Raw genomic sequence first — 13347 nt, forward strand, 5'->3', positions numbered from 1 at the left:
TCCGGGCACGGCCGGGGAGCGGTCCGGCGGGGCCGCACTCCCGGCGCCCCGGCCCCGCCCCGGGGCCCGACCACCGCCCGATGTCCCCGGGCCATCGGCTGTTGACATGCCCGGAAGCCGCGTGCGGTACTGGCAAGGCTCCAATCCGGAAGCTCTGCGTCCCGTCCCGACAAGGGAGTTGCGGCGACCGGCCGCGCCACCGCCACGCCGGACGGTCACCGGCCGCGCACAGCGGTGACGCGCCACCCGCCGGGCGCCCGACGCAAGGAGAGCCATGACCGACACCGGCCGGCGGGTACGCCACACCGGCCACCCGCACGGGCCCGTGGACCGGTACCCCGGGGTGGCGGAGGTGGACGCGGCGGCCCACCGGCTGGCCCGGCGGCACCCCGACCGCTGCCGGCTGCGCGAGGCCGGCCGGTCCCGGGCCGGGCGGCCGCTGACGCTGCTCTCCGTGGACGACGGCCCACGGGCCGTCCTGGTGGTCGGCGGCCCGCACCCCAACGAGCCGGTGGGCGTCGCCAGCGCACTGCGGCTGGCCGGGCAACTGCTGGACCGGCCGGCCAAACCGGGCGTCTCCTGGCACATCCTGCTCTGCCTGGACCCGGACGGCGCCGCCCTCAACTCCGGCTGGCTGGACGGGCCGCTCACCATGCGCCGCCACTACGAGCACTTCTTCCGGCCCGCGTTCGAGGAGCAGCCCGAGCTGCTGCCGCCCGCCGACACCGACCGGGCGCCGATGCCGGAGAGCCTGGCCCTGACCGGCCTGCTCGACGAACTCCGCCCGTTCCTCCAATGCTCCCTGCACGGTGTGGACTTCGGCGGCGCGTTCGTCCAGCTGACCCGGCCCGTCCCCGGCCTGTCCGAACGGTTCACCCGCTCGGTGGCGCACGGCGGCATCCCGCTGGACGTCGACGCCTACGACGCCGTCGGCTGGGCCAGTCCCGCCCCCGGGACGTATCTGATGCCCGCGCCCGGCGGCGCCGGCCTCTCCCGGGCACTGCCCGACGAACCCGAGCTCTCCACCTGGTCGTACGCCGGGCGGCACGGCGGGGTGACGGCCGTACTGGAGGTGCCGATGTGGGCCGTCGACGCGGTCGGCGACGCCCGCCCGCACCCGGCCGCCCGCCGGGCCGTGGGCGCCGCCGCCCGGACGCTGCGGGAGCGCGCCGAGGAGCTGACCGCACTGCTCGCCCACGTCCCGCCGCACGCCCGGGCCGCCTACGGTCCACTGGTGCGCACCACCGAGTTCAACCTGGAGGTCTGCCCGCCGCTGGCCGACGAGTGGCTGGCCCGGTGGTGCGAGCAGCCCCTCTCGGTCTCCCGGGTGGCCACCGCCGGGATCGTCGCGGCCCGCATCCCGGTGCGGGTGGCGTCGATGCTGCTGCGGCTGCTGGCGGACACCGGCGGCCCGGCCGCGGACGCGGCCCGCGAACGCGCACACGGGATCGTCGCCGAGAGCCTGGACCAGCTGCGCCACCGCTTCGGTGCCCGCTGGGTCCCGGTGGAGACCCAGACCGCCCACCAGACCCGCGCCGTCCTGGCCGCCGCCGACTGCCTGCACCCCTGCCCGGCCACCCCCTAACGACCAGACTCAGCAGGCGAGTTGACGGTCACCCCGGACGAGACAGCGGCACCGCGCACGGAAAACCGGCGGGGCCGGCCCGGAGATCCCGGACCGGCCCCGCCGGCACATCCCGCAACCGCTCAGGCCGCTATCGGCCGCTGGCTCTGCACCGCCTGCAACAGCCCGATCGCCACCCAGACCGCGAACATCGACGACCCGCCGTAGGAGACGAACGGCAGCGGGATGCCCGCCACCGGCATGATGCCCAGGCACATCCCTATGTTCTCGAACGCCTGGAAGGAGAACCAGGCCACCACCCCGGCCGCCACGATGGTGCCGTACAGGTCGGTGGCGTGCCGCGCGATCCGGCAGGCCCGCCAGAGCACCACGCCGAGCAGCAGGATGATCGCCAGCGCCCCGAGGAAGCCCAGTTCCTCACCGGCCACCGTGAAGACGAAGTCGGTCTGCTGCTCCGGCACGAACTGGCCGGTGGTCTGCGTCCCGTGGAACAGGCCCTTGCCGGTCAGCCCGCCCGAACCGATCGCGATGCGGGCCTGCGCGGTGTTGTAGCCGACCCCGGACGGGTCCAGCGCCGGGTTCGCGAAGGCGGCGAAGCGGTCGATCTGGTACTTGCTCAGCACCCCGAGCTTCCAGATCGCCACACAGCCGCCCGCGCCCGCCAGCAGCAGCCCGAACACCCAGCGGTTGGCGGCCCCGGAGCCCAGCAGGATGCCCAGCACGATGGCGGCCATCACCATCACCGAGCCGGCGTCCGGCATCAGCATCACGACCGCCATCGGCACGGTCGCCCAGACCAGCCCGCGGAACACCGCCCGGTGCGAGGGGAACTCCCGCTCCCCCGCGTCCACCTGGTCCGACAGCACCACCGCCATCGCCAGCACGATCGACAGCTTGGCGAACTCGGCGGGCTGGATCGAGAAGCCGCCGCCGAACTGGATCCAGGAGTGCGCGCCGTTGATGGTCGACCCCAGCGGGCTGAGCGTCGCCAGCAGCATCAGGATCACGCCGACGTACAGGAACGGCACCAAGGTCCGGAAGCGCCGGCTCCCTATCCCTATCACCACCGCGCACAGCGCCAGCCCGACCAGCAGGTTGGTCAGGTGCCGGTACAGGAAGTACTGCGGGTCGCCGTGGGTGAGCGAGTCCCGCCCCCGGGTGGCCGACCAGATCAGCAGCGAACTGCCCGCCGAGAGGGTCAGCGCGGCCAGCAGCAGTATCCAGTCCAGCCGCCAGATCGGCGAGTCCTTGGCGAGGGCCTTCGACACCCCGCTGCGCTGCGGGGCGAGCCGCAGCTGACGGTACGAACCGTAGAAGGTCACGCCCGGCTCCTTCCTGTGCCCCGGGTGGGTTCGAGCGCGGCGTCCGCCGCGGTGAAGACGGTCAGCGGGCCGGTCGGCTGCGCCGGGTCCAGGAAGACCCGCGGCGAGCCGCCGGTGACACCCGGGTCGCCGTCCGCCGTGAACGCGGCCGGCTTGATGATCGCGGTGCCGTCCGGGTTGAACTTCGGCAGCTCGGCCTGCGGCTTGGGCAGCAGCGCCTTGCCGTTGTCGATGTTGCCCTTGTCGTCCACGCCGTACAGCGACTGGTAGATCCGGCGGATCGCGTCACCGGAACCGCCGGAGCCGGTGCCACCCTGGCTTATCGTCATCACGACCGCGTAGTCGTCGCTGTACGTGGTCAGCCAGGAGGTGGTCTGCTTGCCCTCGACCTCGGCGGTGCCGGTCTTTGCGTGCAGCTCGATCTTGCCCTGCGGCCAGCCCGCGCCGGTGAACTTCCAGGCGGCGGTGCCGTTGTTGACGACGCCCGCGGTGGCCTGGTCGATGTAGCTCAGCAGCTTCTGGTCGCCGGGCAGCTTGCCGTCCTCGTGCGGGGCGATCTCACGGACGAGGTCCCCGCTCGGGCTCATCACCGCCTTGGCGACGGTGGGCCGGTAGAAGGTGCCGCCGTTGGCCAGCGCCGCGTAGATCCGGGCCATCTGGATCGGGGTGACGAGGGTGTCGCCCTGGCCGATCGCGAAGTTGACCGAGTCACCGGCACGCATCTGGTAGCCGTCGACGCAGTTCTCCCGGGCGATCTGGTCGGAGAAGCTGTTGCCGCCCTTCTCCGCCTGCTTGCACCAGGCGTCCTTGTTGTTGTCGTAGAAGGACTGCTTCCACTGCCGGTCGGGCACCCGGCCGGTGACCTCACTGGGCAGGTCGATGCCGGTCTTCGCGCCGAGGCCGAACTCGTGGGCGGTCTTGTAGAACCAGTCCGCCGGGTCCTTCTTCGGCTTGATGCCGCCGTCCTTCGTCCACTGGTCGTACGCCAGACCGTAGAAGACCGTGTCGCAGGAGACCTCGAGGGCCTTCTCCAGGGAGATCGAGCCGAAGCTCTCGCTCTCGAAGTTCTTGAACTCACGGCCGCCGATGGCCATGCTCTTCGGGCACGGGTACGTCCCGTCCAGTGGGTAACCGGCCTGCACGGCGGCGGTGGTGGAGATCACCTTGAAGGTCGAACCGGGGGCCGACTGACCCTGTATGGCCCGGTTCAGCAGCGGGAAGTTGGAATCCTTGCTGGTCAGCGACTGGTAGTCCTTGCCGCTGATGCCGCCGACCCAGAGGTTGGGGTCGTACGTCGGGGCGCTGGCCATCGCCACGATCCGCCCGGTGTGCACGTCCATCACGACGGCGGCGCCGGAGTCGGCCTCGTAGTTGCGGTTGGTCACCTTGTCGAAGGTCTTCCGGGCGTCGGCCATCGCCTGCACCAGGTTGTCCTCGACGACCTTCTGCACCCGGGCGTCGATGCTGGTGACCAGGTTGTTGCCGGTCTGCGGTGCCTCCGTGCCGGCGGTGCCGATCACCCGGCCGAGGTTGTCCACCTCCAGCTTGGTGATCCCGGCGGTGCCGCGCAGGTCGCGGTCGTACACCGACTCCAGCCCGGCCCGGCCGATCTGGTCGGCCGGCAGGTAGCGGTCCAGACCGGTCTTGTCGGCGGTCTTGCCGACCTCGTCGTCCGTCACCGGCGAGAGGTAGCCGAGTACCTGGGCCATGTTGGCGCCCTCGACGCCGGTGTAGTGGCGCAGGGCGGTGGGCTGCGCGGTGACCCCGGGGAAGTCCTCGCGGCGCTCCATTATCTGCATCGCCTGCTGGGTGGTCGCGTCCTTGGTGACCGGGATCGGCTGGTAGGGCGAACCGTTCCAGCAGGGCTGCGGCGTCTTGGCATCACAGAGCCGGACCTTCTCCTGGACGTCCTTCGCCGGCATGCCGAGCACCTCGGCCAGCCGGCTGAGCACCGCCTTGCCGCTGTCCTTCTGCTGCATCAGCGACGTCCGGCTGACCGAGACCACCAGCCGGGTCTCGTTGCCGGCCAGGATGCGGCCCGAGGCGTCCAGGATCTCGCCGCGCACGGCCGGCTCGACCACCTCGCGGATGTGGTTGCCGGTCGCCTTGGCGGTGTAGACGCTGGCGTTGCGGATCTGCAGGTACCAGAGCCGTCCGCCGAGGGTGGCGAGCAGCGACAGCACCAGGATCTGCAGCACCACCAGACGGATCGTCACCCGCCGGGTACGGCCGGTCTCGGGGATGTTGCTCACGTCTCGTGCGCTCCAGGGTGCGGGGTTCCGGGGGTCATGGTCGGGCGGGCTACGGGCGCTTGGCGAAGCCGAGCGAGCGCCGCTTCCGGTACGACGGGCCCTTCGAGGTCTCACGGGTGGTGCGGTAGCGGGCCAGCGAGCCCATCCCCGGACCGCCCTCGTCGTCACCGCTGGCGGCGGCCACCGGGTCGCGCCCGAAGCGGCGCCCGATCAGCATCACCACCGGTACCACGAACGGCGCCAGCAGCAGGTCGTACAGCAGGGCGCTGAAGACCAGTCCGCCCAGGCCGACATGGCGGGCGGCGGTGTCGCCGACCAGGGCGCCGACCATCGCGTACAGCAGGGTGGAGGCGACCGCCGCGGCGGCCACCACCAGCAGCGCGCCGGAGACCGAGCGCTGGCGGCCGTGGTCCTGGCGGAGCAGTCCGGCGGCGTAGCCCATCAGGCAGAGCACCAGCGCGTAGCGGCCGATCGCGTGGTCGGACGGCGGCGCGAGGTCGGCCAGCAGCCCGGCGGCGAACCCGACCAGACAACCGCCGGTGGGCCCGTACACCATGGCCAGGCCGACCACCACGAGCAGCAGTATGTCCGGTGTGGCGCCGGGGAGTTGGAGCCGACCGAAGACGCTGACCTGGAGGATCAGGCCGAGCAGGATCAGGACGGCGGAGACGGGGATGCGGGCGAGGCGCATGGCTCAGTTCCCCCCAGTGGTCTTGGCGGGCGGGACGGCGGCGCCGGGGGCCGCGGGGGCCGGGGCCTGCCCCTGGGCGGCGGCCGGCACGGGCGGCAGGACGGCGTCGCGAGGGTCGGTGCGCGGCGCCACGACCACCACGCCGACCAGGTCGAGCCGGGTGAACTGGACGAAGGGCTCGACCAGGATGGTCTTGGTCAGCTGGCCCGGGTTCGCCTCGACCTCGACCACCTTGCCGACCGGGACGCCGGGCACGAACGGGCGGCCGCTCTGCGAGCCGAAGGAGACCAGCCGGTCCCCCTCCTTGACCTGGGCCTTGCCGTTGAGCAGGGAGACCTTCATCGGGCCGGTGCCCTGCCCCGAGGCGAACCCGATCTCGCCGGTGCCCTCCAGCCGGGTACCGGCGCTGAAGCCGGGATCGGAGGCCAGCAGCACGGTGGACGTGGTCGGCGCCACGGTGGTGATCCGGCCGACCAGCCCCTGACCGTTGATCACCGTCATGTCCCGGCTGAGCCCGTCGTCGCTGCCGGCGTCGATGGTGATGGTCCAGGAGAAGCCCTGGGCCGGACCGATCGCGATCACCTGGGCGGCCTTGACCGTGTAGCCGCCGGAGCCCGCGGTGCGCAGCAGGTCGTCGAGCTGCTTGGTGCGGCCTGCCGCCATGTCGGAGGAGGCGAGCTTCTGGCGCAGCTCGGTGTTCTCGCGCGCGAGCTGGTCGGCGCGGCCGCTGTGGGTGGCGGTGTCGCGGAACGCGCGGACGGTGTCGGCCACCGGGTCGACCACGGTGGCGGCGGCGCGCTCGACGGGGCCGAGGACGGCGGCGGCGGTGCGCCGGGCGCCGCCGAGCGGAGAGCTCTCACCGCCCTTGATGTCGACGGTGATCAGCGCGAAGGCGACGGCCACCAGCAGGATGAGCAGCAGCCGGCTCTCTCGTGTATCCCTCACGGTGCTGGTACTGCCCCTTCGTACCTTGGCCCCCCACCCCTGGCTGTGGGGCCCGGGCGGGGGCCGTTCAGTTGACTGACAGGTTTTTCTCGGTACTGCTAACGACGCGGCTGGGCGTCCAGCACCTGCTGAAGCGCCTCGAACTCCTCGACGCACTTGCCGGAGCCGAGGGCCACCGAGTCCAGCGGGTTCTCCGCGATGTGGATCGGCATGCCGGTCTCGCGGCGCAGCCGCTCGTCGAGACCGCGCAGCAGGGCGCCGCCGCCGGTGAGCACGATGCCCCGGTCCATGACGTCGCCGGCCAGCTCGGGCGGGCACTGGTCGAGGGTGGTCTTGACCGCGTCGATGATGGAGTTGACCGGCTCGTCGATGGCCTCACGGACCTCGGCGGCCGAGATGACGACGGTCTTGGGCAGGCCGCTGACCAGGTCGCGGCCGCGGATCTCGGCGTGCTCGTCCTTCTCGCCCTCCAGCCCGAAGGCGGAGCCGATGCTCATCTTGATCTGCTCGGCGCTGCGCTCGCCCAGGAGCAGCGAGTACTCCTTCTTGATGTGCTGGACGATGGCGTTGTCCAGCTCGTCGCCGGCGACCCGGATGGACTGCGCGGTGACGATGCCGCCGAGTGAGATCACGGCGACCTCGGTGGTGCCGCCGCCGATGTCGACCACCATGTTGCCGGTGGCCTCGTGGACGGGCAGCCCGGCGCCGATCGCGGCGGCCATCGGCTCCTCGATGATGTGCACCTGGCGCGCGCCGGCCTGCGAGGAGGCCTCGATCACGGCGCGGCGCTCGACCCCGGTGATACCGGAGGGCACGCAGACCACGACCCGCGGGCGGGCCAGGTAGCGGCGGCGGTGGATCTTGAGGATGAAGTAGCGGAGCATCCGCTCGGTGATCTCGAAGTCGGCGATCACGCCGTCCTTCAGCGGGCGGATGGCGACGATGTTGCCCGGCGTCCGGCCGATCATCTTCTTCGCCTCGGCCCCGACCGCCAGGATCCCACCGGTGTTGGTGTTGACCGCGACGACGGACGGCTCGTTGAGGACGATCCCCTTGCCCCTGACGTACACCAGCGTGTTGGCAGTTCCGAGGTCGATCGCCAAGTCGCGGCCGATGAACGACAGGTTGTTGGCCATGGGGTGTAGGTGCCTTCCCGGGCTCGGAGTCATTGCGGGGGGGGTGGACGAAAGCGCGTGCCCAGGGCGGAGACCGGCTCGGCAGCCGTACCAAGCCCTTGAGTCGCGTCCATCGTAGTCACGCCTGCCCGTACGGACGTCGACGTGGGGCGTACCGTCCATTGTCCGGAGCGTGATCGCTTCTCCGGGCATTGGGACGCCGTGTCGGCACCCCTAGTTCCCTATTTCACGATAAGAATGCCCCGGCCGGGCCAATGGTCCCGACCGGGGCAGTCCAAGGTCCTAGGCGTGCGCCGGGAAGAAGATCTTGATCTCGCGCTCGGCGGAGGCCTCGGAATCCGAGGCGTGGATCAGGTTCTCCCGGGTGATGGTCGCGTAGTCGCCGCGGATGGTGCCGGCACCGGCCTCCAGCGGGTTGGTCGCACCGGCCAGCATGCGGATGCCGCGGACGACCTCCTCGCCCTCGACGATCAGCGCGAGCGACGGGCCGGAGGTCATGAACTCCAGCAGCGGCTCGTAGAACGGGCGGCCGATGTGCTCCGCGTAGTGCTGCTCCAGCGTCGCCCGGTCGAAGGTGCGCAGTTCGACCGCGGTGAGCCGCCAGCCGGCCTTGCGCTCGATGCGGCTGATGATCTCGCCGGCCAGGCCGCGCTGGACGGCGTCGGGCTTGAGCAGGACGAGAGTGCGCTGGGACACGGTGCGTCTCCTGGGTAATCGGTTCGGCGTGCGATATACGCGACTACCCCAGAGATTACCTTGCGTGAGCAGCCCGGAAGCCCGCCCGGGCTGCCCCCGCGGCCTAGGCCTGGGCGGCCTCGGCCGCCGTACGGGCGGCCTTGAACTCGTCGATCTTGCGGCCGTAGTGCACCGAGCACCACCAGAGGCCGGCGAAGACCACGCCGAGGCCGAACATCGTCGGCAGGACGAACCCGCTGGCGACCAGGCCGACCTGCAGCGCCCAGCCGATCGCCACCGCGCCGGGGCGGTTGATCATGCCGCAGAGCAGGATGCACAGCACCATGGCGACACCGGTGACCGTCCACACCGTGACGGTGGGGACGTCGGAGAGCTGCATCGCCACCAGGGCGGCGAAGAGCACCACCAGCGCCTCGCCGATCAGCGTCGAGGAGCAGAGCGTCCTCATGTCACTTCCTCCCGAGCAGCAGGCGGGCCTCGCCCACCGTGATGACCGAACCGGTGACCAGCACCCCGGCGCCGCCGAGGTCGCCCTCCTCCTCGGCCAGGGTGACGGCGGCGGCGATGGCGTCGTCGAGGCGGGGCTCGACCTGGACGCGGTCCTCGCCGAAGATCTCGACGGCGATCGCGGCCAGGGCGTCCGCGTCCATCGCGCGATGGGTGGAGTTCTGGGTGACCACGACCTCGGCGAGGACCGGCTCGAAGGCCTCCAGCAGGCCCGCCACGTCCTTGTCGCCGCTGGTGCCGATCACGCCGACCAGCCGGGTGAAACCGAAGGACTCGCCGATCGCGGCGACGGTCGCCTCGGCACCGTGCGGGTTGTGCGCGGCGTCCAGCAGAATCGTGGGGCTGCGGCGGACGACCTCCAGGCGGCCCGGGGAGGAGACGCCGGAGAACGCGTGGCGCACCTTGTCCACGTCCAACTGCCCGCCGCGGGCGCCGCCCACGCCGAAGAAGGCCTCGACCGCGCCGAGCGCGAGTGCCGCGTTGTGCGCCTGGTGGGCGCCGTGCAGCGGGATGAAGACGTCCTCGTACTCCTCGCCGCCGAGCCCACGCAGCGTCACCAGCTGCCCGCCGATGGCGACCTCACGGCGGATCACGCCGAACTCCATGCCCTCGCGGGCCACCGTGGCGTCCACCTCGACGGCGCGCTTGAGGATGGTCTGGGCGGCGTCCAGCTGCTGCTGGGCGACGACGGCGACCGCGCCGGACTTGATGATCCCGGACTTCTCGACCGCGATCTCGCCGGTGGTCCCGCCCAGCTTGTCGGTGTGGTCCAGGGAGATCGGGGTGATCACCGCGACGGCGGCGTCGATCACGTTGGTGGCGTCCCAGGAGCCACCCATGCCGACCTCGACCACGGCGACGTCCACCGGGGCGTCGGCGAAGGCCGCGTAGGCCATGCCGGTCAGCACCTCGAAGAAGGACATCGCGACCGGCTCGCGCTCGTCGACCATCCGCACGTACGGCTCGATGTCCCGGTAGACCTCGACGAACCGCTCGGGGCTGATCGGGGCGCCGTCCAGGGAGATCCGCTCGGTGACGGACTCCACGTGCGGGCTGGTGTAGCGGCCGGTGCGCAGCTCGAAGGTGTTCAGCAGCTGCTCGATCATCCGGGCGGTGGAGGTCTTGCCGTTGGTGCCGGTGATGTGGATGGAGGGGAAGGACCGCTGGGGCTGGCCCAGGATGTCCATCAGCGCCTCGATCCGGTCGAGCGAGGGCTCCAGCTTGTTCTCCGGCCAGCGCTTGGACAGCTCCAGCTCGACGTCGCGCAGGGCGTCGCCGGAGCCGCCGTCGGCGGGGCGGAGGGTGTACGGGTTCGGGTCGGCCTTGTCGCTCACGACCACAGTCTACGGAGCGACGGCGGCCACCCCTCACGGGGTGAGAACGGCCACTTTGCCCAGACTTTCCGATTTACCCCTTTTACTATCGATTCGGCGAGTCTCAGACGCGATGAAGCATCGATTCGCACCCCAAGGAGACAAATCACCTTTGATCATGAGGAGAGCAGCGCCATGCCCGACGCCGTGCGCGACTACATCCTGGACAACCGGAACGGGATCGTCTGGGTCGCCGAGCTGGCCTCCCTGGCGCTGCTCGCCTACATGGTCTTCGTGTTCGGCCGCTTCCTGCTCTACTGGGCCGGCTCGCGGCACGCGTTCACACACGCCAGGCCCGCCGAGCCCGGCGACCCCTCGGCCTTCCGGTGGCACCTGGTGATCCCCTGCCGCGACGAGGAGGCGGTGGTCACCCAGACCCTCGCCGGTCTGCGGCGCAGCGCCCCCGAAGCCCATCTGTGGGTGATCGACGACGACAGCGAGGACGCCACCCGCGACCTGGTACTGGCCGCCGCCGGGCACGACCCGCGAATCCACCTGGTCCAGCGCCGGCGCCCGCACGCCCGGATCGGCAAGGGCGCCGCGCTGAACGCCGCGTACCGCGAGATCTCCGCCTGGCTGCCCGAGGGCACCGACCGCTCCCGGGTGGTGCTCGGCGTGGTCGACGCCGACGGCGAACTGGACCCGGGCACCCTGGAACAGGTCTGCGCCGACAAGGCGATGGGCCGCCCCGACACCGGCGCCGTGCAGATCGGCGTCCGGATGCGCAACGCCGACGACGAACGGCCGCTGCCCGGCCGCGGCCGGCTCGTCAACGCCCTGGCCCGCGCCCTGGTACGGCTGCAGGACATCGAGTTCCAGGCCAACAACACCGGCATGCAGCTGCTGCGCCGGCGTACCGGCAGCGTCGGCCTCGGCGGCAACGGGCAGTTCGTCCGGCTCACCGCGCTGGACTCGCTGACCGCCGAGGAGGGCCGGCAGAACCGGCCCTGGCCGGAGCGGGCACTGCTGGAGGACTACGAGTCCGGCCTCGAACTGCGGCTGGCCGGCTGGCGGTTGACCCACATCACCGAGGCGCAGGTCTCCCAGGAGGGCCTGGTGTCGTTCCGGCGCTTCCTCACCCAGCGCACCCGGTGGGCCCAGGGCAACATACAGTGCCTGCGCTACACCGGGCGGGTGCTGCGCTCGCCGCACTACCGCTGGGCCGGCAAGGCCGAGGTGATGTACACCTTCCTGCAGCCCGTGGTCTGCGTGCTGCTGGTCGTCCTGACCCCGCTGTCGATCGGGATCACGCTGGCCGGCCTGGCGCTCTTCCCCGAGGAAACCGCCGACTTCCACCTCCGGTTCGGGCCGTTCATGGCCGCCGCCTTCGTGCTCGCGACCCTGCCGATGGTGTTCTGGGGCTTCGCCTACCGCAGGCGCGTCCACCCCGGCCGGCGCCGGCTCACCGGGCTGCTCTGGGGCGCGCTGCTCTGGCTGTACGCCTATCACCTGTTCGTGGTCGCGACCCGGGGCGCCGTCCGGCTGCTGCTCGGCCGCAACGGCTGGGCCAAGACCAGACGCAACGCCGAGAAGGTCGTCCTCGGCGCCCCGACCGCCCTCGAATCCTGAGAACCACCGGAGTCACCCCGTGAGCATGTGCCTTCCCCCCGCCAGCGTCGCCGTCGTCCTCGGCACCCGCCCCGAACTGGTCAAGCTCGCCCCGCTGATCCACGAACTCGGGGACGCCACCCGGCTGGTGCACACCGGCCAGCACTGGGACGAGGCGATGTCCGGCCGCTTCCTGCGCGACCTCGGCCTGCCCCGGCCCGAGCTGCTGACCGGCGTCGGCGGCCGCCCGCGCGCCGGGCAGATCGCCCAGTCGCTCGGCCAGCTGGACGCGGCGTTCGCCGAGAACCGCCCGGCCGCCGTGGTCGTCCAGGGCGACACCAACGCCACCCTGGCCGGGGCGCTCGCCGCCAACGCCCGCGAGATCCCGCTGGTGCACGTCGAGGCCGGGCTGCGCAGCTTCGACCGGGCGATGCCCGAGGAGCACAACCGGGTGATGGTCGACCATGTCTCCGACCTGCTCTGCGCCGCCACCCGGGAGAACGCGGCCAACCTGCGCGCCGAGTCGCTGCCCGAGGAGCGGATCGCCGTCACCGGCAACACCGTCGTCGAGGTGGTCCGGCGGCAGCTGCCCGACGAGGCCGGGCGGGCCCGGCTGCTCGCCGCGCACGGGCTGCGCCCGGACGGCTATGTGCTGGCCACCGTCCACCGGCCGGAGAACACCGACACCGCCGAGGCCCTCGGCGCGGTGCTCGCCGAGCTGGACCGGACCGCCCGGGCCGGCACTCCGGTGCTGTTCCCGATGCACCCGCGCACCCGCGCCGCCGTCGAGCGGTTCGCGCTCGACGGGCTGCTGGAGCGGATCGCCGTCACCGAGCCGGTCGGGTACGCGGAGTTCCTGGGCCTGGCCCGGCACGCCGCGCTGCTGGTCTCGGACTCCGGCGGGGTGCAGGAGGAGTGCACCGTCCTGGGCCGTCCGCTGCTGGTGGTGCGCCGCTCGACCGAGCGGCCGGAGGCCGTGGAGGCCGGCTTCGCCGCCCTGGTACGGCCCGGCGAGGAGTTCGGCGAACTGACCCGGGCCTGGCTCGCGGACGCCCCCGAGCGGCTCGCCCGGCTGGCGGCCACCCCCAGCCCGTACGGGGACGGACTGGCCTCGGCCCGCATCGCCCGGCTGACCACGCGGCTGGCCCGAGCCGCCGAACCGGCCGGGGCAGCCGGGGCGCTCGCGGCCTGAGCCCGCCAAGGTCCTCTTGACAGCCGGATTGGTCTACTCCACCTTGTGAGGCAAGTCCCCTTCCCCGACAGGGACTTGATTTGTCGGTAGCTCCCGCACG

General features: G+C 71.9%; 11 protein-coding genes. 3 read left to right on the plus strand and 8 right to left on the minus strand.

Features of this window, described 5'->3' with window-relative positions:
* Positions 1-274 precede the first annotated feature (274 nt).
* The gene (locus tag AB0P06_RS14280) at positions 275-1585 is read left to right on the plus strand and encodes a M14 family zinc carboxypeptidase (protein ID WP_363607546.1); all 1311 of its coding nucleotides are present in this window, start codon (positions 275-277) and stop codon (positions 1583-1585) included.
* A 122-nt stretch (positions 1586-1707) separates the two neighbouring features.
* Here the strand turns inward: AB0P06_RS14280 and rodA are convergent, their stop codons facing one another.
* The 8 genes from rodA to AB0P06_RS14320 all read right to left on the minus strand — a co-directional run bounded on the left by rodA (position 1708) and on the right by AB0P06_RS14320 (position 10468).
* Positions 1708-2907, minus strand: a complete 1200-nt coding sequence (gene rodA / locus AB0P06_RS14285) for a rod shape-determining protein RodA (protein ID WP_363607547.1) — start codon at positions 2905-2907, stop codon at positions 1708-1710.
* Positions 2904-5159 carry a penicillin-binding protein 2 gene (gene mrdA, locus AB0P06_RS14290; protein WP_363607548.1) on the minus strand — a complete coding sequence of 752 codons (2256 nt, stop codon included), beginning with the start codon at positions 5157-5159 and terminating at the stop codon, positions 2904-2906. The genes rodA and mrdA overlap by 4 nt, the downstream gene beginning before the upstream one ends.
* Positions 5160-5208: 49 nt before the next feature.
* A complete protein-coding gene (gene mreD / locus AB0P06_RS14295; RefSeq protein ID WP_363607549.1) occupies positions 5209-5850 on the minus strand; it encodes a rod shape-determining protein MreD in 642 nt (213 codons plus the stop codon).
* Between the two features lie 3 nt (positions 5851-5853).
* Positions 5854-6795 carry a rod shape-determining protein MreC gene (gene mreC / locus AB0P06_RS14300; RefSeq protein WP_363607550.1) on the minus strand — a complete coding sequence of 314 codons (942 nt, stop codon included), beginning with the start codon at positions 6793-6795 and terminating at the stop codon, positions 5854-5856.
* Positions 6796-6893: 98 nt separating this feature from the next.
* Positions 6894-7919 (minus strand): rod shape-determining protein, encoded by a 1026-nt coding sequence (locus tag AB0P06_RS14305; protein ID WP_030256393.1) that lies wholly within the window; start codon positions 7917-7919, stop codon positions 6894-6896.
* Between the two features lie 294 nt (positions 7920-8213).
* Entirely contained in the window at positions 8214-8627 is a 414-nt protein-coding gene (gene ndk / locus AB0P06_RS14310) for a nucleoside-diphosphate kinase (protein WP_363607551.1), read from the minus strand.
* 103 nt (positions 8628-8730) lie between these two features.
* Positions 8731-9075: a DUF4233 domain-containing protein gene (locus tag AB0P06_RS14315; protein WP_363607552.1), complete on the minus strand. Its 345-nt coding sequence runs from the start codon at positions 9073-9075 to the stop codon at positions 8731-8733.
* A gap of 1 nt (position 9076) precedes the next feature.
* On the minus strand, positions 9077-10468 hold the full coding sequence (locus AB0P06_RS14320; RefSeq protein ID WP_363607553.1) for a folylpolyglutamate synthase/dihydrofolate synthase family protein: 1392 nt from the start codon (positions 10466-10468) through the stop codon (positions 9077-9079).
* A 174-nt stretch (positions 10469-10642) separates the two neighbouring features.
* Between AB0P06_RS14320 and AB0P06_RS14325 the strand changes: the two genes are divergently transcribed.
* Both AB0P06_RS14325 and wecB read left to right on the plus strand, forming a co-directional pair.
* Positions 10643-12076, plus strand: coding sequence for a glycosyltransferase (locus AB0P06_RS14325; RefSeq protein ID WP_363607554.1), 1434 nt, complete (start codon positions 10643-10645; stop codon positions 12074-12076).
* 25 nt (positions 12077-12101) lie between these two features.
* Positions 12102-13247 (plus strand): UDP-N-acetylglucosamine 2-epimerase (non-hydrolyzing), encoded by a 1146-nt coding sequence (gene wecB / locus AB0P06_RS14330; RefSeq protein ID WP_363607555.1) that lies wholly within the window; start codon positions 12102-12104, stop codon positions 13245-13247.
* Positions 13248-13347: the final 100 nt, after the last annotated feature.

The sequence above is a fragment of the Kitasatospora sp. NPDC088351 genome (assembly GCF_040685575.1).
Lineage (GTDB): Bacteria > Actinomycetota > Actinomycetes > Streptomycetales > Streptomycetaceae > Kitasatospora.

What these genes read in the sequence shown, in the direction of transcription:
- AB0P06_RS14280 (WP_363607546.1), top strand. Translation starts at nt 275, where the DNA reads ATGACCGACACCGGCCGGCGGGTACGCCACACCGGCCACCCGCACGGG.
- mreD (WP_363607549.1), bottom strand. Translation starts at nt 5,850, where the DNA reads ATGCGCCTCGCCCGCATCCCCGTCTCCGCCGTCCTGATCCTGCTCGGC.
- AB0P06_RS14315 (WP_363607552.1), bottom strand. Translation starts at nt 9,075, where the DNA reads ATGAGGACGCTCTGCTCCTCGACGCTGATCGGCGAGGCGCTGGTGGTG.
- AB0P06_RS14325 (WP_363607554.1), top strand. Translation starts at nt 10,643, where the DNA reads ATGCCCGACGCCGTGCGCGACTACATCCTGGACAACCGGAACGGGATC.
- wecB (WP_363607555.1), top strand. Translation starts at nt 12,102, where the DNA reads ATGTGCCTTCCCCCCGCCAGCGTCGCCGTCGTCCTCGGCACCCGCCCC.